Raw genomic sequence first — 17028 nt, 5'->3', positions numbered from 1 at the left:
TGTTTTTTCCTTTCTGTTTACTTCAAAATTATTCTATCACGATTTATATGAATATGGTTATTACGAAAAAAAACAGTTCCCTTCAATCAAAATAGGTATACTAATAATACCATTTTCCAATAATTGGAAGCCTGTTTATCCTTTACTGTGTGATGTTACCTAATCTAATACAAATTAGCACCCTTAGAATAATTTTAGCACCCCTATACTAAGTAAATTTCTTTTATCAGTTGATACCGATTATCCCCTTACAATTATACAAATTATATGCCATTCATACGATAAAATCTATCTGCAATGAAACTTAAAATAAAACTACATAAATCTTACCTCTACATTACCCTTTATAGCTTTTGAATACGGACAAAAGTTATAAGCCTTTTCAATGTATTCTTTTTCTACTTCTTTTGTTACTCCTTGAATCTGAGCATCAACTACTAATTGAAACAAAAACCCTTTTTCTTGATGCATAACAAGACTAGCAACTGCACTAACCTGCAAATCTTTATAATCAATCTTGTCATTTTTTAGTAGATATTCCATTGAACTTGCTAAACATGAACTATAACCTGCAGCAAACAACTCCTCCGGGTTTGTTCCATTTTCACCTAGTCCACCCATTTCTTTAGGTTTACTAAGCTTTAATTCTAATCCTGAATCTGTATCTTTAATCAATCCATCTCTACCATGGAATGTTGTTGCACTGCGTTCTAATATTTTTTTCATGTTTTATTTCTCCTTTAACTGTGCATTTCTAAAAATCTCTAACCCTTTATCTGTCAGTGGGTGTTTAATCATTTCTGAAAATATTTTGTATGGGATTGTTGCTATATCTGAACCTGCTGAAATTGCTTGTTCGACATGGCGAGGTGAACGAATTGATGCAGCAATGATTTCTGTTTTTATGCCATAATTGTCGAAACCTTTACGAATATGACTGATGAGTTCATGCCCTTTATCTTCTTGATTATGAAAATCATCTAAGCGTCCCATAAATGGAGAGACATAAGTAGCACCAGCTTTTGCTGCCATCATGGCTTGTGAAACACTAAAAACCAAAGTAACATTGGTTTTAATTCGATGGGCATTCAAAATTGAGACTGCCTTAAGTCCTTCAAATGTCATAGGTATTTTGATGACAATATTATGATGTATTTTGGCATATTCAAATGCTTCATCAACCATATCATCTACTAAACCTTCTTTAACTTCTGCACTAATCGGTCCATCGATTAGTGTGGTTATAGTTTTGATGACATCAACAAGGTCTTTACCTTCTTTTGCAATCAGTGATGGATTGGTTGTTACACCTTCGATAATCTTCCATTTGCTTGCATTTTTAATATCTTCTAAATTTGCTGAATCTATAAATAATTTCATGTGATCCTCCTATGTTTTATATATTTTTATACACATCTACATGTGTTTCCAAAATAAGCTGTTTAAGCTCCTCAAACGACTGATAGTTAACTAACTCGTGTGATTTATCTTTTAGTTTTGCAATGGTTTGCCAGCTAGCAACAATCTCGTCCCACCTTGTATAAAGTGTATCATCTTTATTAAGTAAGTCTAGTAGCAGTTTTTCGTATGCTTCAGGTGTATTTCCAACGGATTGACACGCATGACAATACGTTAATTCTGCTGGTATGATGGATGCATTTAAGCCTGGTGTTTTTACATTCATCTTTAGAGTGACTCCTTCTTCTGGAGCAATTCTGATGATGAGTTGATTATAATCTAAATTATTGAATTCCCAGCCTTTTTGATTGATATCATCAGATTCAAACTCTATGATTATTTCAGAACGTTTCTCATTTAGCTTTTTGCCTGTCAAGAAATAAATAGGAACACCTTTCCAATTTTTATGATTGATGTGAGCTTTCAAAAAAACAAATGTTTCTGTATTTGAATCTTTTTGAATTCCACTTTCATCAAGATAGCCATCATATTGACCAAAAATACTTGAATTTAGATCAAACTCTACTTTATTTAAGATATCAACTTTCGAATCTTTAATGGCACTGGATTTATTTTCAATGGGTTGGTTCATCGTGATCAGTGAGACCATTTGCAAAAGATGACTTTGAACCATATCTTTAAGTGCCCCAACACCATCATAATAACCACCACGCATCATTACTGTTTCACTTTCTTTGGCTAAAACAGTAATACTTTTAATTCTTTTATTATCCCACTGATGTTTAAATAAACTATTTGCGAATCGCATGATGAATATGTTCTGAATCATTTCTTTTCCTAAATAGTGATCGATTCGATAGATTTGCTTCTCGTCAAATAGTTCTTGTAGTGTTTGATTAATATGTTTAGCATCCTCAAAATCTGAACCAAATGGTTTTTCAAATAAGATACGTCGGTTTTCCTGTGCTTTTGTCATAATTTTCGATATGCTTAACCCTTTAGCAATCGGTTCAAATAAAGTGGGAGGAACTGCTAAGTAAAACATAACATCCAAATCTTTTCCTTCAGCATGAATCATATCTTTTAACATTATATAATCTGTCATTTCAAATAAATCCATCTTAATATAAGTCAAATAAGGTATTATGCTATCCCAATCCAAGTTTTCCTTAACTTCCTTTTTAGCCTCTTCAACATAATCTTCTAATGTACAATCCTTACGTGCAATACATAATATTTTCACATCTTGATTAATAAGTCCTTTTTTGATGAGTGCATCAAGTGCAGGAAAAAGCTTTTTATACATTAAATTTCCTGTAGATCCAAAAATAGTAATGATTTTCTTAATCATTTTTTATATACCTTATGACCACCAAACTCATTACGCATCGCTGCAACCACCTTTTCTGAAAATTTATCATCATCTTTGGATTTATATCGTGTAAATAAAGCATGCGCAATGACGGGTATTGATACTTTAAGTAACAGTGCTTCTTCAATCGTCCATTGACCTTCTCCAGAGTCATCTATTTTACCGACAATATCATCTAATGTTTGATCTTTTGTAAATGCACTCAAAACTGTATCCATCAGTAATCCTTTAATGATTGAACCATTTGCCCATACTCTAGCAACTTTTTTATAATCAAGGTCGTATTGACTGGCATTGAGTAGGTCAAATCCTTCACCTATTGCTTGCATCATGCCATATTCAATGCCATTATGAACCATCTTAACAAAATGTCCACTACCTGAACTCCCCATGTATGCATATCCATCTTTGACTGCTAATGCTTCAAACAAGTGTTTGATACTTTCAACGACTGTTTTTTCGCCACCAACCATCAGTGATGCACCATATCGTGCACCTTCTGTGCCGCCACTCGTTCCACAATCGATAAAGTTAATTTCCCTTTTCTTAAGTTCATTAAATCTTCTAGTGGTGTCGGTATATCTTGAATTACCACCATCAATCATGATATCGCCAGGTTCTAAAATCGCACTTAACTCGTTAATCAATTGTTCAGTCGCATCTCCAGATGGCACCATTAACCAAATCACACGTGGCTTTTCTAATTTGATAAGTAATGATTCGAGTTGATCAATAAATGTAATGTCTGGATATAATGATTTAACATCATCTTTTAAATACTTATCGTATCCTACGACTCCATAGCCATCATCAATCATATGTCTAGCTAAATTTAAACCCATTTTTCCAAGACCAATCAATCCTATATTCATAATAAATCTCCTTTTTCTTTAATTATTAATGTATTATCTAATTTATTTTTTTTGTATTTTCTTACTATGGATAAACCAATGTAGACTGCTATAAAACTTAAGAATAAATAACTAAAAATCTGTGAGTACCGTGTGAATTCAATAATCTGACTCCCAAAATACACATAAGCTATGGTCCCTGGAATCATACCAACACCGGTTGCTAATATGTATTTTCTAAATCGAATCGTACTTAATCCTGATGCATAGCTAATCATCACAAAAGAAACAATAGGTAATAATCTAGCAATCAAAACGACTTTAAATCCTTGTTTTTGACTAATTTCATCAACGTATTTTTTAAATTTTGAGTCTTTGATACGATGATTTATAAAAGATTCTCCAATGAGTCTGGTCATAGAAAAAGTAATTGTAGCACCAATCATTGCTGCTGACCAAGAAATAACAGAACCCCAGAAAAGACCATATATGATGCCATTTGCTCCTGTCAGAATAAATGAAGGTACAAAAGCTGTAAATGACTGAATAATCATAAGGATAATACTCAAGATAGGACCCCATATACCCCATGCTCGGATGATTGAAGTTAACTCATCAAGACTTGCATTTGAAATTGTGTGAAAAAAAATTTTAACTGATTCTAAATTGATGACATAAAGAACAATCAACATCATTAAAGATAAGATAACTAAAATCTTAAATTTAAATTTCATCCTGAGTTTTCTCCTAACTTATTTGTTTTATTTGTGTCATCAACACAATAATGCAAATAATCTTTAGGAAATAATAAACTTACCTCATCCCCTATTTGCAAAAAGTGATCAGGATATGTGTAAACAATGATTTCTAAATTGTCATAGCGAAGTACAACTCGGTGTTCTCTACCGATTATATCGATTGAGATTACTTTGAATATATTGTCATCCTTATTTTTTACTATTTTTATCGATTGAGGACGAAATGATAAAAGACCTTCTTGATCATATGGAAAATCACACGGAAAAGATCCAATCGGAGTTACAAACTGTTGATCTATTTTTTTCCCGTGAATCCAATTCATTTCACCCATAAGCTTTGCACTTTCTATAGTTTTCGGATGATAATAAACATCATGTGTTGCGCCTTGATCTACTATTTTTCCATGATTTAATAAAACAATTTCATCTGATAAGTATAAACACTCATTTAAATCATGTGTAACAAATACAATGGTTAATCCAAGTTTTTTCTGCAAAGATTTAATGAGCTCACCCATTTTGGTTCTTAAAGCTGAGTCTAGTGCGGAAAACGGTTCATCCATCAGTATAACCGCTGGATCAACTGCAAGCGCGCGTGCAATCGATGCACGTTGCTGCTGTCCACCTGAAATTTGATTGGGGTAATGATCTTTGATATCTTCAATTTTGAGTAAACCTAATAATGTATTGACTTTCATGTCAATCTCTTTTTTGTTTAACTTTTTAACTTCAAGACCAAACGCTATATTTTTTTTGACCGTTAAGTGAGGAAATAATAAAGGTGATTGAAAGACATATGCAATACCTCGCTCATGTGGTTTTTGATCAGTAATATCTTTTCCATTAAGCAAGATACTACCTTTATCGACTTCTAGTAAACCTGTAATTGATTTAAGCAACGTGCTTTTTCCGCTTCCTGATGGTCCAAACACTGTTAATAGTTGACCTTTTTCTACTCCGAAAGTGATATGATCTAAAACCGAGTGTTGATCATATGATTGTGAAACTTGATTGATTTCTAAAATCATAGGCTTTCTCCTTTACTCATATAAGTATTTTCTACCTTTTGTTAATCTTCTACTTAATCGATCAGCAAAAACAAATACCAAAATATTAAATAAGATAAATACAACACTGACTGCAGCTGCATTCCCATCATCAGCATTTTCAATATAGGGATATAAGATTGTGGATAAGGTAATCACACGACCTCCACCGATAATAAAGGTTGAAAAATATTCTGAAGTTGACAATAAAAACCCAATTGAAAAAGATAAGATTAATCCCGGCAACAAAAGTGGAACCATGATTTTAGTAATAATTCTAGATTGTTTAGCCCCCAATGTTTGCGCTATTTTTGTATAATTGGGATCAATGCCTTTAAAAAATGTTATACCTATACTTGTAGTATATGGTAACGAAATAAGAACGTGTGCTAGAATAACTCCTGTATACGTATTTGCTAGATTCATACGAATCAGAATGTGATGAACACCGATGAAAAGAGCAATTGCGGGAATAAATAGAGGTAACGATATGAAGACCATTAAAATTTTATTTGCTTTTAACCTTTGATCGACAAGTGCTTTGGCAGAAGTAAATCCAACGAGGGTTGAAAAAAAGGCAGTTAATGTTGAAACAATTAAGGTTTGTTTGATTGCTTGAATAAATAACTGATTTCTTAAGAATAGTGTTTCCCAGTAAATCAAATTAAAAGATCTTGGAAACAAAATTGGATAACGATAGTAACTAAAAAGAGAAAGCAACACCATGATGACTATAGGGATTAACAACAAGACTAAGACAATGCCGTTTTTTAGTGTTTTCATGATTGATACCCCACCAAATAACGCTTAAGAATATATGCATATATACCTACGCTTATCATCCCAATAACAAGCAAAACCATATGCATGGCCATTGAAACAGGAATCTTATCAATACCTGCTTGCACATAAAGACTATAAACACGAGAAGATATGGTCTGAAGGTCCACACTGCCTAATAAATATGGAATTTCAAATGAACCAAGATAATAAGCGAAAATGATAACAGAAGTCCAAATAATAGTATTTGCTGACAATGGAATATATAGTTTTCTATAAATGACTTTTTCGTTGCTTCCGAGTGTTTTTGCTACATCTTTAAAATTTTCAGTTATTTGTGACATCGTATAATAAGTAAATAGTCCAACAAAAGGTATGCCTTTTAATATAAATGTGAGCATGATACCAATACCCAAGCGGTCATATACAAGTTGCGGAAATTGTTGACTGCTTGAAATGAAATGTGATTGAAATAACAGTCTAGAGAGAAACCCTGTTCTTGATGCAAGTATTATGATCATAAACAAGATCAGTAAGTAGGGTAAGATAAGTCCTAGGCGAAGCATATTTTTTTGAATGATTATAGAAAACTTGTGCGTGTTATTAGCAAGACCATACGCAAGTTTGACTCCAATGAATGTCGATATCAGTGTCGATATCAGTGCTATACCTACTGAGTAAACAATACTTAACCAAATATCATTCATTTGAAACACTTGGATATATGCTGCAAATCCTTGATAGTAAAGACCAAGTGTTGGGATATGACCTAGGCTTTCAATCCATGTAAGTACAATCCCACCAAAAATAAATATAGCGTAAAGGATGATGACTGGTGATAAAAGCCACATTGGGTGGATATTATATTTTCTTAGATGATGCTTTTTATCACTCATGTCAAACTCCTTATTTCTTATTTTTCTTCATATAACTTGTATCAATAAGATCTTTTATTTTCCATGCGAAATAACCTGATATGACTAGCTTTCCATAGATCAATATACCCTTCTTTTGGCCAAGTGAAATGATTTGAAGATATGTTTTTTGTGCTTTGAAACGCTTTAAAGATTTTCCTTTAATGACTTTAAGTATGTTTTTCCATAAGATTGGTGCCTGTCTAATTGCATATACACCATTTTTCTTAACTAAGTTATTATTCCTTATTTGAATACAATCTCCAGCACCAAATACATTATCTGCTGATAAAGATTGTAAATTGTCATTAACCAACATACTCGAAGAATCGTCAACAATAAAGTTGCTGTCCTTATAGAGTGAGGTTTGAGCAACCCCAGATGCAAGAACTAAAACATCAAACGCTATTTTTTGTCCATTTTCTAAATATACATAGTTTTCATTTATATCTGTTACAAAACCACCTAAATATGTTTCGATGCCCACTTCTTTCATTCTAGATGTCACAATTTCTTGAACTCGTTTTGGACTCCCGTTCAAAAGTGTGTTATGACGATCAATTAATGTCAAATGAATATTTGAATCATTTTGTTGATACATAGAAAGTGCTAGTGCAATTTCGATGCCAGCAGCTCCACCACCCATAATAACGATTGACTTATCCAATTTCACTAGACTTTCGATAGCATTTTTAATCTTTTTTAAGTTACTTAATGGTTTGACGGAAAACACATTTGGTCCTAATTCTTTCTTTTTTACTTTAACAATTGATCCTGTATTCAATGAAAGAAAGTCATATTCTATTTTTTGATTACCTTTTGTGTGCAAAACTTGGTTCTCATAATCAATTTTTACGACAGAGTCCTCAATGAAAACGATACCCCTTTCGTTACATATTGCTTTAAGATTAAACCTAAAATCATCTTGTTGATAAATACCTTCTAAATACCCAGAAGCCATACCAGAGTAATACTGATATGTATCAGATGAGATTAATATGATTTTTATGTTTTGATATCTTTTTTTATTATATTTATTTAATATGTGAATATGAGCATGCCCACCACCGACTAAAACGAGTGTTTTTATCTTATGACTTTCCTGCAATATCATTCACCCACAATTCTTTAATCCATGAAATCCATAGCGCATTCATTTCGGGTAATCTTTTCGAAGTTAGTTCATCAAGCGAAATCATACCTGAAACACTTTGAATTGCTGATAGCTCAATTTGTTGTGCTTCTGTTAAAAGACTGACATCAAAAGCCGGCATATCTCCCCAAACATTTGCTTTCATTTTCTCAATTTGTGCTTCAGGACTCTGAAGAAAATCCATGACAAGTAGCGCAGCAGCTTTTTTTGGTGAATTAAACGGGATAGCTAAATAATGAGAATTGCCAATTGTACCTGAATCAAAAACATATGATTTGACCGTATTTGGATAAACCCCCGATTGAATGAGTCCAGCTGTCTTTCCTATTTCAAATCCCATAGTCAATGTAACTTCACCGTTTTTGAATAAAGCATCTAGTTGAGCTTGTGTCGCTGGAAATGATGTACCCTGATTCCAAAGATATGGATTTAAAGATATGAAATAGTCTTTAACGTTTTGTGATAATGCAAATCTCTGAGCTTCACTTACATCAGTTTGAAATATGTTGGAATCACCAGTTAGTTCATAAAAAGCATTACGAACGAATGCTGCACCAACAAAATCATCTGGTAATCTTGGATAGGTGAATTTACCTGGATTTGCGATTACCCATGTTTTGAGTTCTTCATAGGTTTTAGGTGGATTTGTTATCACAGCTTCATCATAACTAAATACAAGCTGAGCGCGTCCCCAAATACCTTCATACCCATCGATAGGTATACCGGAATCATAATTTAAGTCTGATGCTTCTAGATCGTAATATGTATTTAAATTAGGTAACAAATCAGTAAATGGTCCATCAAGAAGATTACCTTCTTTTGCAGTTAGAAAATTTTCAGCATTAATCCATAATAAATCTGCTGTCCCTCTTGATTGATTTGCTTTTTTCTCATTAATTAATTTCGTTAAAAACTCTGGTGCGTTCATGGGTGTTCTTACTAATTTGATACCATATAGTTCCATAACATTGTCAGAAACATACGTATCCATATATTGATTGATGCTCTCATTACCGCCCCACATCAATATATTGACTTCTTTATTCCTCCCAAATTCTAGGACCTCGTCCCAATCTTGAAGAGAACTTATATCGATTACTTCATCATTGTTCTGACATGCAGATAAAATAGTTATAATTAATACCACTATTACACTGATTAAAACTTTATTTATTTTCATTTTCTTTCTCCTTTAATTTTTGATTCTTATAAAATGATATGGCTATATAAATGATGATTAACCCGATAAATATTAGTGTGAAAAGTAGGGAATATTGGCTTAATAAAACTATCTGTCTACCAAAAAATACATATAAAATAGTTCCTGGTATCATACCAAGTGCTGTTGCTATGAAAAACTTCCATGCCTTCATGGTACTTAATCCAGCTGCATAACTAATGAAATCAAATGAAATAAAAGGTAGTAATCTTGCTATAAATACAACTTTGAATCCTTTTTTGTCGCTCATCTCACTAACCGTTTTTAAGAGATTTGAATTTTTTTCTTTTTTCTTAACAAATTCTTCACCAAGCAATCTCGCTAAATAATATGTAATAGCTGCACCGAACATTGCACCTATCCATGAGATGATGATGCCCCAAAATACACCAAATACAATACCATTTGCTCCTGTAATTAAAAAGGAAGGAATGGGAGCGATGATAGCTTGTAAAATCATGAGTAGAATGCTCAGAATTGGCGCCCAAATACCCCAAGATTGTATGATTGATACAATATCTGATGCTTCACCTTGATTAAGTGTATGATAAAGATGAATTATTTCTGTTTTCCAAATAAAATAAACAGCTATAAAAATAAAGACAATGATTGTAAAAATCAGTAAATTTTTATGCTTCATGGAGTTGTACCTGCTTGTTTAATTTTGAAGCATACCTTATTGTGCGTATAAATCTTAAAATACCTGTTAAAAAGATGATTACATTAAATACCATCAATATAATAAATACATGCTGACTAAATACCATCATCAGTGTGAAAACAATAAATGTCTCGGTTCGTTCAGCGATGCCTATATCATAATGCACACTTTTTTCACCCTCATTTTTAAACAGACTTGCAGCAACCAAAAATGTTGTGAAATTAAAAATAACGGAAATAAAGAATAATAAATAAGCAAGTGCATATTCTTTAAACAAGAAATAAAAGCCTAAAATGATTGCTGCTTCTACCATGCGATCAAAGATAAGATCTAAGTATGCTCCAATTTTAGAATGTTTATTTGTCAATCTAGCAACTGTTCCATCAACAACATCGAGTAATCCCGATGTCCATAATAAAACAATAGGAATCACAATGTGTCCAAATGCGATAAAAACACCAGCTGATACACCAATGATAAATGCCATTACAGTAATCATATTAGGTGTCATTTTCAATCTAACAAACCCTTTACCCACTTGATTAAAGACTGGTTGGACATATTTTCTTAATTTAGTATCAATCATAAATGAATACTCCTTAATTCAAAATCTCTAGTATTGATAATATATGTTCTGGTTCCATGCGTTTTTTAAAGTCAGAATGAATATTCGCATGTACAATTAAACCTGTTCGATCAATAATATAAGTTGCTGGTGATGGCAATATCCATTTGCGGTTAATGTTTTCAAGTTCCAAATTGATACCCAGTTCTTGATAAGGTTTAACCAGATATTCAGGAAGTTCATAGAGTACATGATACAGCTTTGAAACTTCATTATTCTCATCACTTAAAACCGTAAAAGTAAGCCCATCAATTAGACTCTTATAGGTATGTCTATCTGGTTTTTGCGGACTAACTGCAACTAAACTTGCACCTAACTCATGGATCTTATCTAGAATTTCCTGATATGCTCTTAGCTGAAGGTTACAATAAGGACACCACCCTCCACGATAAAAAGTTAAAACAATAGGTCCGTTTTTAAGTAGATCAAAAAGACGCACCTGTTTCTGATTTTGATCTGGTAGTATAAAATCTTTAGCTTTATCTCCAACCTTAATGCCTTTGGCTTGCTCAGACATTTCTAATTCTTTAATCGCTTGTAAAAAGAGTTTTTCTTTTTCTGGATCAAGTTTTTTATTAGAAATATTTTTGAGTTGTTCTATTTTATCATTCAATGACTTCATTTAATCCACTCCACTTTCTATCCATCATTTTAGGATGATTATATGTAGTCTATCAAAATAAAGTTTTTATTTATGTGAAGTATTTCACAAAGAAACAGTTTTTTTTGATATATAATAAGTACATATAAAAAAATTGGTGAAAGTTGAGGCGAATTATGCAAAAACTATGGTATTTATCTAGAGTAAAGATGTTTGATGGTCTAGATCATAAGGATATGCAATATATCCATAAGATTACAAAAATGTCGACCATCCCAAAAGAAACAATTGTTCAAACTCCTTATAACCAATCACAAGGTGTTTTTTTAGTCAAAGAAGGAAAACTTAGACTCTATCAATTGAGTGAGGATGGAAAACAGTATACACTCGGCATTATTGGAAGTGGCAATACTTTTGGAAACACTTCGCTTTTATCTTTTGGTACACAAGATGTTTATATAGAAACCTTAGAAGATACACTGATCTGCAGGTTTGATCAAGAGAATCTTGAGACATTTTTAATGTCAAAACCTGATTTGCTTGTTAAGATACTCCGAGACTTAGGTAAAAAAATACAAGAACAAAATAAAATGCTAGAGCAACTTGCTTTATATAGTATTAGAGATCGCATCATTTATTGGCTAAGAAAACTTGCGGTTGATTATGGTCAGGATGAAAAAGATTATGTTTCCATTGACCTACATTTAAGTCATCAAGAACTCGCAAATATGATAGGAGCAACAAGAGAATCGGTTTCAGTTACCCTTAAAGAACTTGCTAGAGAAGGTATCATCGTTTCTGGAAGACTGAAAATAAGTATTAAGAAAAATGAACTGAAGGAGTTTGAACAAAACTATGAAATATCAAAATGACTTAATTGTAATTGGTGCTGGTAGCGGTGGATTAGTAGTCGCATCAGGTGCTGCGGCATTAGGTGCGCGAGTAACGCTCATTGAAAAAGAAAAAATGGGTGGCGATTGTTTAAACTCAGGATGTGTTCCTAGTAAAAGCTTTCTTAAAGGTGCTCATCTTGCTAAAGAAATGAAGGATGCTGATCAATTTGGCATACATTCAACGATTGAATCCATCGAAATAGGTGAACTCATGCATCGTGTGCATGGAGTCATCGATCAAATTGCCCCACATGATTCGATAGAAAGATATGAAGGATTGGGTGTATCGGTTGTAATAGGTGAAGCAAAAATCAAAAGCAAACATGAAGTTGTTGTCGGTAGTAAAACACTAACTGCTAAAAACATTGTTGTGTCCACAGGATCAAAACCATATATTCCAAAAATTAAAGGACTAGATCAAGTTTCTTATTTAACAAACCTCAATATTTTTGAGATGAACCACACACCAAAGCACTTAATTGTATTAGGCGCTGGCCCAATTGGTTTAGAACTGGGTCAAGGTTTTAGACATCTTGGTGTTGAAGTAACGATGATAGACCAAAGTAAGTCTTTATTCACGAAAGACGATAATGAGGTCGGTCCATTGATGGAAAAAGTATTACTAAAAGATGGTGTTCAATTGTTACTCAATAGTAAAATCATTGAGATTATAAAAGAAAATGAAGCGATTAAAGTTATCGTTGAAAAAGACAATAACAGAATTGAGATTATTGGTGACGAGTTATTAGTTGCTTTAGGTAGAATTCCCAATACACAAGATCTTGGATTAGAAGAAATTGGTGTTAAACTAAATGCAAGAGGTTATATTCAAACAAACAAAAAACTACAAACTCATGTGAAAAACATCTATGCTTGTGGTGATGTTGTAGGTCCATATCAGTTTACGCATATGGCTGGATATCAAGCTGGACTAGTCATTAGAAATGCTATCTTTCACCTTGGTTCGAAAGTTAACTATTATAACGTGCCTTGGACAACCTATACAAAACCAGAGGTTGCGCATGTCGGTTATACAGAGCAAACAGCTAAAGAGTTAAACCTTTTCAAAAAAACTATTCATGTTCCTTTAGAAAGTAATGATCGTGCAAAGGCTGAAAATGATGTCATTGGATTTTTAAAATTGATTATTGGTAAAAAAGGCACACTCATTGGAGCGACACTTGTAGGTGAAAAAGCAGGTGAAATGATTCCTATAGCATCTTTAGCTATTCAACAAAAATTGAAGCCTAACGTTTTTATGAATATTATTTTTTCATATCCTACAGAATCAGAAATATTTAAAACAGCTTCATTGCAATTGCTTCGTGATTCATTTAAGCCTTGGAAAGCTAACTTACTTAAGAAAATACTATTTAAAAAATAAAAAAAAGAACCCCTTACTTAGTTTTGCTAAGTTAGGGGTTAATCATTTTTTTATTCTAGTTCTACACCAAGTCCGAAAACTATACGATTAACGTAATTAAAGTATGCACAAATCTGATTGATCTGAAAAATAGCTAAATCGCTTAAATTAAATGACCTTAATGCAATGATATCTTCTTCTTCCATGCGATATGGATATTTTGTTAATTTTTCAGCATACTTGCATATTTCTAATTCTTTGTCACTAAGTTCTGCTAGATGGTAGTCCTCAGAAATCTTTTTCATAAGCTCAATGTTTTCAGTCACATGAGCAAGTGATTGCCCGTGATGTGTGACACAATAAGAACATTCATTTGATTTGGATACAACAACACCAATCATTTCTCGTTCTTTTCTTGATAACTCACCTTCTTCAAACATGAGTCTTTCATATAAATTCATATGAATTTCTAATGTTTTTGGATCTTGACTATGCACTTTTAATACATTTGCTGTCTTTTCACCTGTTCTTTTTTCTGCACTCTCGTAGATACTTTTAAGTAATTCATCTTCTTCTCTTGAAACTTCTTTAATCCATGCCATGTTTTTCTCCTTAAAATGTGATGACTTTCGCATCACTTTGTAATCTTTCTGTTAACAATACACCTGTATATTGAACATCAATGTTTTGAGATTCTAAAAAATCAATAAGACAAAGATCTTCAGCACATTTCTTGCATGCATGGAACATAACGCCTGCTTCCATCATTTTTTTTATGTTATTTTGCACAACTACATTTTCATAAATGGCTCTTTGTGAGTCTCCCCATATAATGACTTCTACTTCATCCCACCATTTTTTTATTTTTGAATTATAAATATATGGGAATACAAGTTCATTGATATCTGTGAGATTACTTGTCTTCCATAGGACAACTAAATGTTTCATCTTTTGTCTCCTTTTCATGTTTTCTATTTTTATTATACACTATTTGAGTCATTTTTTTCATCGAAAAAAAGATGAGAGTATACATTAATACTTTCATGCGTCATATCGTGTATCTTTCTATCTTTGACATCCATGTGTTATAATAATCATATTATATTATTGGAGGTATAAACATTGAAAACAATAATTATTGGTGGAGTTGCTGCTGGTATGACTTCAGCAGCAAAGTTAAAAAGACTAGATCCCAAACATATCATACATGTTTATGAAAAAGGCACTGATTTAAGTTACAGTGGTTGCGGTATGCCTTATTTTCTGGGAGATATAGTCACAGATGAAAGTAAACTCATCGCTAGATATCAAAGTGATTTCAAAAAACAAGGAATTGATGTGTTTTTGTCTCACGAAGTGACTAAAGTGAATCCCAAAAGCAAGCAAGTTACTGTCTTAAACCTTAAGACTGGAGTAACTTTTGTTGACTCATATGATTACCTTGTCATTGGAACAGGAACGACTGCAAACAAAACCAATGTTCTTGGGAGTAAGCAAGCCCATATCTATGTACTCAATCAGTTACCCGATATGCGACATATTAAGCCTGAAGTTGTATCAGGTAGACAAGTAGCCATCATTGGCGGCGGATATATTGGAGTCGAGGTTGCTGAAAACTTAATCCATCAAGGTCTTGTTGTTCATATCATTCAACGTGGCAACCAACTGTTAAGTGTTTATGATTATGATGTTGCCAAAAAAGCCAGAGTTGAATTAGAAAACATGGGTGTCTTAGTACATTTAGAAGAAAAACTGCAAGCTTATGAGACATCAGGCGATCAAATTGTTGTAATAACTGATAAGCAAACATTTACTGTGGATTTTGTAATTGAATCGATTGGTGTAAGACCCAATACAATGTTTTTACAGGACACCGGATTAAAGATGCTCAAAAATGGAGCAATTTTAATCAATTCGTTTTGTGAAACTTCGTTACCAAGCATATATGCAGCTGGTGATTGTGCAGCTTATTACCATCAGATTACAAAAGATTATGTCTATGTACCGCTCGGTACACATGCGAATAAAACAGGAAGAATTGTTGCTGAAAATATCGCTGGATTAAAAACCGCTTTTCCTGGTATTGTTGGATCAAATATCATTAAGGTTGGGCATCTTGCGTTTGCAAAGACAGGTCTTGGTATTGATCAAGCATTGCAATTAAACTTAGATTACGCTTATGTAGATGTAACTGCCAAACATCAAACGTCATATTATCCTGGTGCAACTGATCTTTTCATGCGCATTGTCTATGAGAAAAAAACTGGGGTTTTAAAAGGTGCACAACTCGTTGGTGAAAAAGGTGTATCAGATAGAATCAATATTATGGCTTTAGCCATAACAAAAAGTCTAACTGCAAGTGAATTCTCACAACTAGACTTTGCATATGCACCACCATTTTCACCTGTATGGGATCCATTACTTGTTGCAGCAAATCAGATTAAAGCATCAATTGGTGAATAACTTTGTCTTTCCAATCTTTAGGAACCTCAGTTATTTGAGCAAATACCGCGCCAATAAGCATATTTCTATCTGAAATAGCACCTCCAAGTAAGGCATTATATAAAATCGCTTCCCTGTAAGAATTCGTGTGATATAATATGTGAATAACTAAAGGTATCGAATACTTGATCGCACAAGCTCTTCCTGAATAATCTTGAATAAATACATTTGGATCGTTGATTTCTATTGCTTTATGGAGTGGCAATTGATATTTTTGGGGACCTAGATTGATAACTTTTTCGATGGCTTTTTTAAGACCTATTATAGGTAGCAGTTCAAATAATTGATCAAACATTTTAAAATAAATATAATAATCTTCATCTTGGGAATAGACTTGTGTCAATTCCCAAGCTTTTTTTGTATCTATTTCTAGCTCTTTACAAACCAAATATGGCATAAAGCCTACCAAGTGATCATCCATAACTGGCAATACTGGTATATCAACATCCAAACTCTTTGCTGATATTGTTAATGCGTGTTTTTTGGCATAACTTTCCACATAGCCCTGGTATGTTCCACCAAATTTGAATTTTTGATATAGAAGTTTTGAATAATCAAGTTGTGTAAAACCTCTTTTTTCTTTCATCGCGTGATATAGCCATTTCAATATTTGTCCTTGGACAGTCACATCACCTAAATTATGGTTAGGATAACTATAATAAGCGTTTTCTGCTTCTTCGTAGTGTTTTGGGTCTTGAGTTAAAAATAGTATGGATTGCTTTGATGCGATTTTTTCGATATATTTGTGGTCATATATCCAATGTATACCCAGTGTTGAAGCATTTGCAATTAGCGCAGGTAAAATATATTTCTCCAATTTTTTTCTCCTTTATTTTTCTCTATGTTGGTAATGCCAAAATAATCTTATCAA

Annotated in this window: 19 protein-coding genes; 3 read left to right on the top strand and 16 right to left on the bottom strand. The window is 32.9% G+C overall.

Features of this window, described 5'->3' with window-relative positions; all coding sequences use genetic code 11:
* Window positions 1–315: 315 nt before the first annotated feature.
* Genes QJ521_RS05785 through QJ521_RS05725 form a run of 13 tightly spaced genes read right to left on the bottom strand, consistent with a single transcriptional unit; the run spans window position 316 to window position 11420 of the window.
* Entirely contained in the window at window positions 316–726 is a 411-nt protein-coding gene (locus QJ521_RS05785; RefSeq protein ID WP_282839494.1) for an Ohr family peroxiredoxin, read from the bottom strand.
* A gap of 3 nt (window positions 727–729) precedes the next feature.
* The gene (fsa, locus tag QJ521_RS05780) at window positions 730–1380 is read right to left on the bottom strand and encodes a fructose-6-phosphate aldolase (RefSeq protein WP_282839493.1); all 651 of its coding nucleotides are present in this window, start codon (window positions 1378–1380) and stop codon (window positions 730–732) included.
* Window positions 1381–1396: 16 nt separating this feature from the next.
* On the bottom strand, window positions 1397–2770 hold the full coding sequence (zwf, locus tag QJ521_RS05775; protein ID WP_282839492.1) for a glucose-6-phosphate dehydrogenase: 1374 nt from the start codon (window positions 2768–2770) through the stop codon (window positions 1397–1399).
* Window positions 2767–3663, bottom strand: a complete 897-nt coding sequence (gene gnd / locus QJ521_RS05770) for a phosphogluconate dehydrogenase (NAD(+)-dependent, decarboxylating) (protein WP_282839491.1) — start codon at window positions 3661–3663, stop codon at window positions 2767–2769. The genes zwf and gnd overlap by 4 nt, the downstream gene beginning before the upstream one ends.
* On the bottom strand, window positions 3660–4376 hold the full coding sequence (locus tag QJ521_RS05765; RefSeq protein WP_282839490.1) for a TVP38/TMEM64 family protein: 717 nt from the start codon (window positions 4374–4376) through the stop codon (window positions 3660–3662). Before QJ521_RS05765 ends, gnd begins: the two co-directional genes overlap by 4 nt.
* Window positions 4373–5428: an ABC transporter ATP-binding protein gene (locus QJ521_RS05760; protein WP_282839489.1), complete on the bottom strand. Its 1056-nt coding sequence runs from the start codon at window positions 5426–5428 to the stop codon at window positions 4373–4375. Before QJ521_RS05760 ends, QJ521_RS05765 begins: the two co-directional genes overlap by 4 nt.
* Before the next feature lie 12 nt (window positions 5429–5440).
* Window positions 5441–6229 (bottom strand): ABC transporter permease, encoded by a 789-nt coding sequence (locus tag QJ521_RS05755; protein ID WP_282839488.1) that lies wholly within the window; start codon window positions 6227–6229, stop codon window positions 5441–5443.
* Entirely contained in the window at window positions 6226–7122 is an 897-nt protein-coding gene (locus tag QJ521_RS05750; RefSeq protein WP_282839487.1) for an ABC transporter permease, read from the bottom strand. The genes QJ521_RS05755 and QJ521_RS05750 overlap by 4 nt, the downstream gene beginning before the upstream one ends.
* Window positions 7123–7132: 10 nt before the next feature.
* Window positions 7133–8254, bottom strand: a complete 1122-nt coding sequence (locus tag QJ521_RS05745) for an NAD(P)/FAD-dependent oxidoreductase (protein WP_282839486.1) — start codon at window positions 8252–8254, stop codon at window positions 7133–7135.
* Window positions 8232–9473, bottom strand: coding sequence for an ABC transporter substrate-binding protein (locus tag QJ521_RS05740; protein ID WP_282839485.1), 1242 nt, complete (start codon window positions 9471–9473; stop codon window positions 8232–8234). The genes QJ521_RS05745 and QJ521_RS05740 overlap by 23 nt, the downstream gene beginning before the upstream one ends.
* The gene (locus QJ521_RS05735) at window positions 9460–10152 is read right to left on the bottom strand and encodes a TVP38/TMEM64 family protein (protein WP_282839484.1); all 693 of its coding nucleotides are present in this window, start codon (window positions 10150–10152) and stop codon (window positions 9460–9462) included. Before QJ521_RS05735 ends, QJ521_RS05740 begins: the two co-directional genes overlap by 14 nt.
* On the bottom strand, window positions 10142–10759 hold the full coding sequence (locus QJ521_RS05730; protein WP_282839483.1) for a CDP-alcohol phosphatidyltransferase family protein: 618 nt from the start codon (window positions 10757–10759) through the stop codon (window positions 10142–10144). The genes QJ521_RS05735 and QJ521_RS05730 overlap by 11 nt, the downstream gene beginning before the upstream one ends.
* A gap of 13 nt (window positions 10760–10772) precedes the next feature.
* On the bottom strand, window positions 10773–11420 hold the full coding sequence (locus tag QJ521_RS05725; RefSeq protein WP_282839482.1) for a peroxiredoxin-like family protein: 648 nt from the start codon (window positions 11418–11420) through the stop codon (window positions 10773–10775).
* A 155-nt stretch (window positions 11421–11575) separates the two neighbouring features.
* On the opposite strand from QJ521_RS05725, the gene QJ521_RS05720 reads away from it, so the two are divergent.
* Complete coding sequence (locus QJ521_RS05720) at window positions 11576–12271, top strand: Crp/Fnr family transcriptional regulator (protein ID WP_282839481.1); 696 nt, start codon at window positions 11576–11578, stop codon at window positions 12269–12271.
* Entirely contained in the window at window positions 12255–13676 is a 1422-nt protein-coding gene (locus tag QJ521_RS05715) for a dihydrolipoyl dehydrogenase family protein (RefSeq protein WP_282839480.1), read from the top strand. Before QJ521_RS05720 ends, QJ521_RS05715 begins: the two co-directional genes overlap by 17 nt.
* A 50-nt stretch (window positions 13677–13726) precedes the next feature.
* Here the strand turns inward: QJ521_RS05715 and QJ521_RS05710 are convergent, their stop codons facing one another.
* Together QJ521_RS05710 and QJ521_RS05705 are read right to left on the bottom strand one after the other, a co-directional pair.
* On the bottom strand, window positions 13727–14257 hold the full coding sequence (locus tag QJ521_RS05710; RefSeq protein ID WP_282839479.1) for a peroxidase-related enzyme: 531 nt from the start codon (window positions 14255–14257) through the stop codon (window positions 13727–13729).
* A 10-nt stretch (window positions 14258–14267) separates the two neighbouring features.
* A complete protein-coding gene (locus QJ521_RS05705; RefSeq protein WP_282839478.1) occupies window positions 14268–14603 on the bottom strand; it encodes a hypothetical protein in 336 nt (111 codons plus the stop codon).
* Window positions 14604–14777: 174 nt separating this feature from the next.
* On the opposite strand from QJ521_RS05705, the gene QJ521_RS05700 reads away from it, so the two are divergent.
* Window positions 14778–16118: an FAD-dependent oxidoreductase gene (locus QJ521_RS05700; protein ID WP_282839477.1), complete on the top strand. Its 1341-nt coding sequence runs from the start codon at window positions 14778–14780 to the stop codon at window positions 16116–16118.
* On the opposite strand, the gene QJ521_RS05695 is transcribed toward QJ521_RS05700, so the two are convergent.
* Window positions 16096–16974, bottom strand: a complete 879-nt coding sequence (locus QJ521_RS05695) for an ADP-ribosylglycohydrolase family protein (protein ID WP_282839476.1) — start codon at window positions 16972–16974, stop codon at window positions 16096–16098. The two genes, QJ521_RS05700 and QJ521_RS05695, sit on opposite strands and share 23 nt — an antisense overlap.
* Between the last annotated feature and the right edge of the window lie 54 nt (window positions 16975–17028).

It is taken from the genome of Peloplasma aerotolerans, assembly GCF_030012175.1.
GTDB classification, from domain to species: Bacteria; Bacillota_I; Bacilli_A; order Acholeplasmatales; family Acholeplasmataceae; genus Peloplasma; species Peloplasma aerotolerans.
The sequence above is the reverse complement of the archived record's forward strand: the minus strand, read 5'-3'. Positions and strand labels throughout refer to the sequence as shown.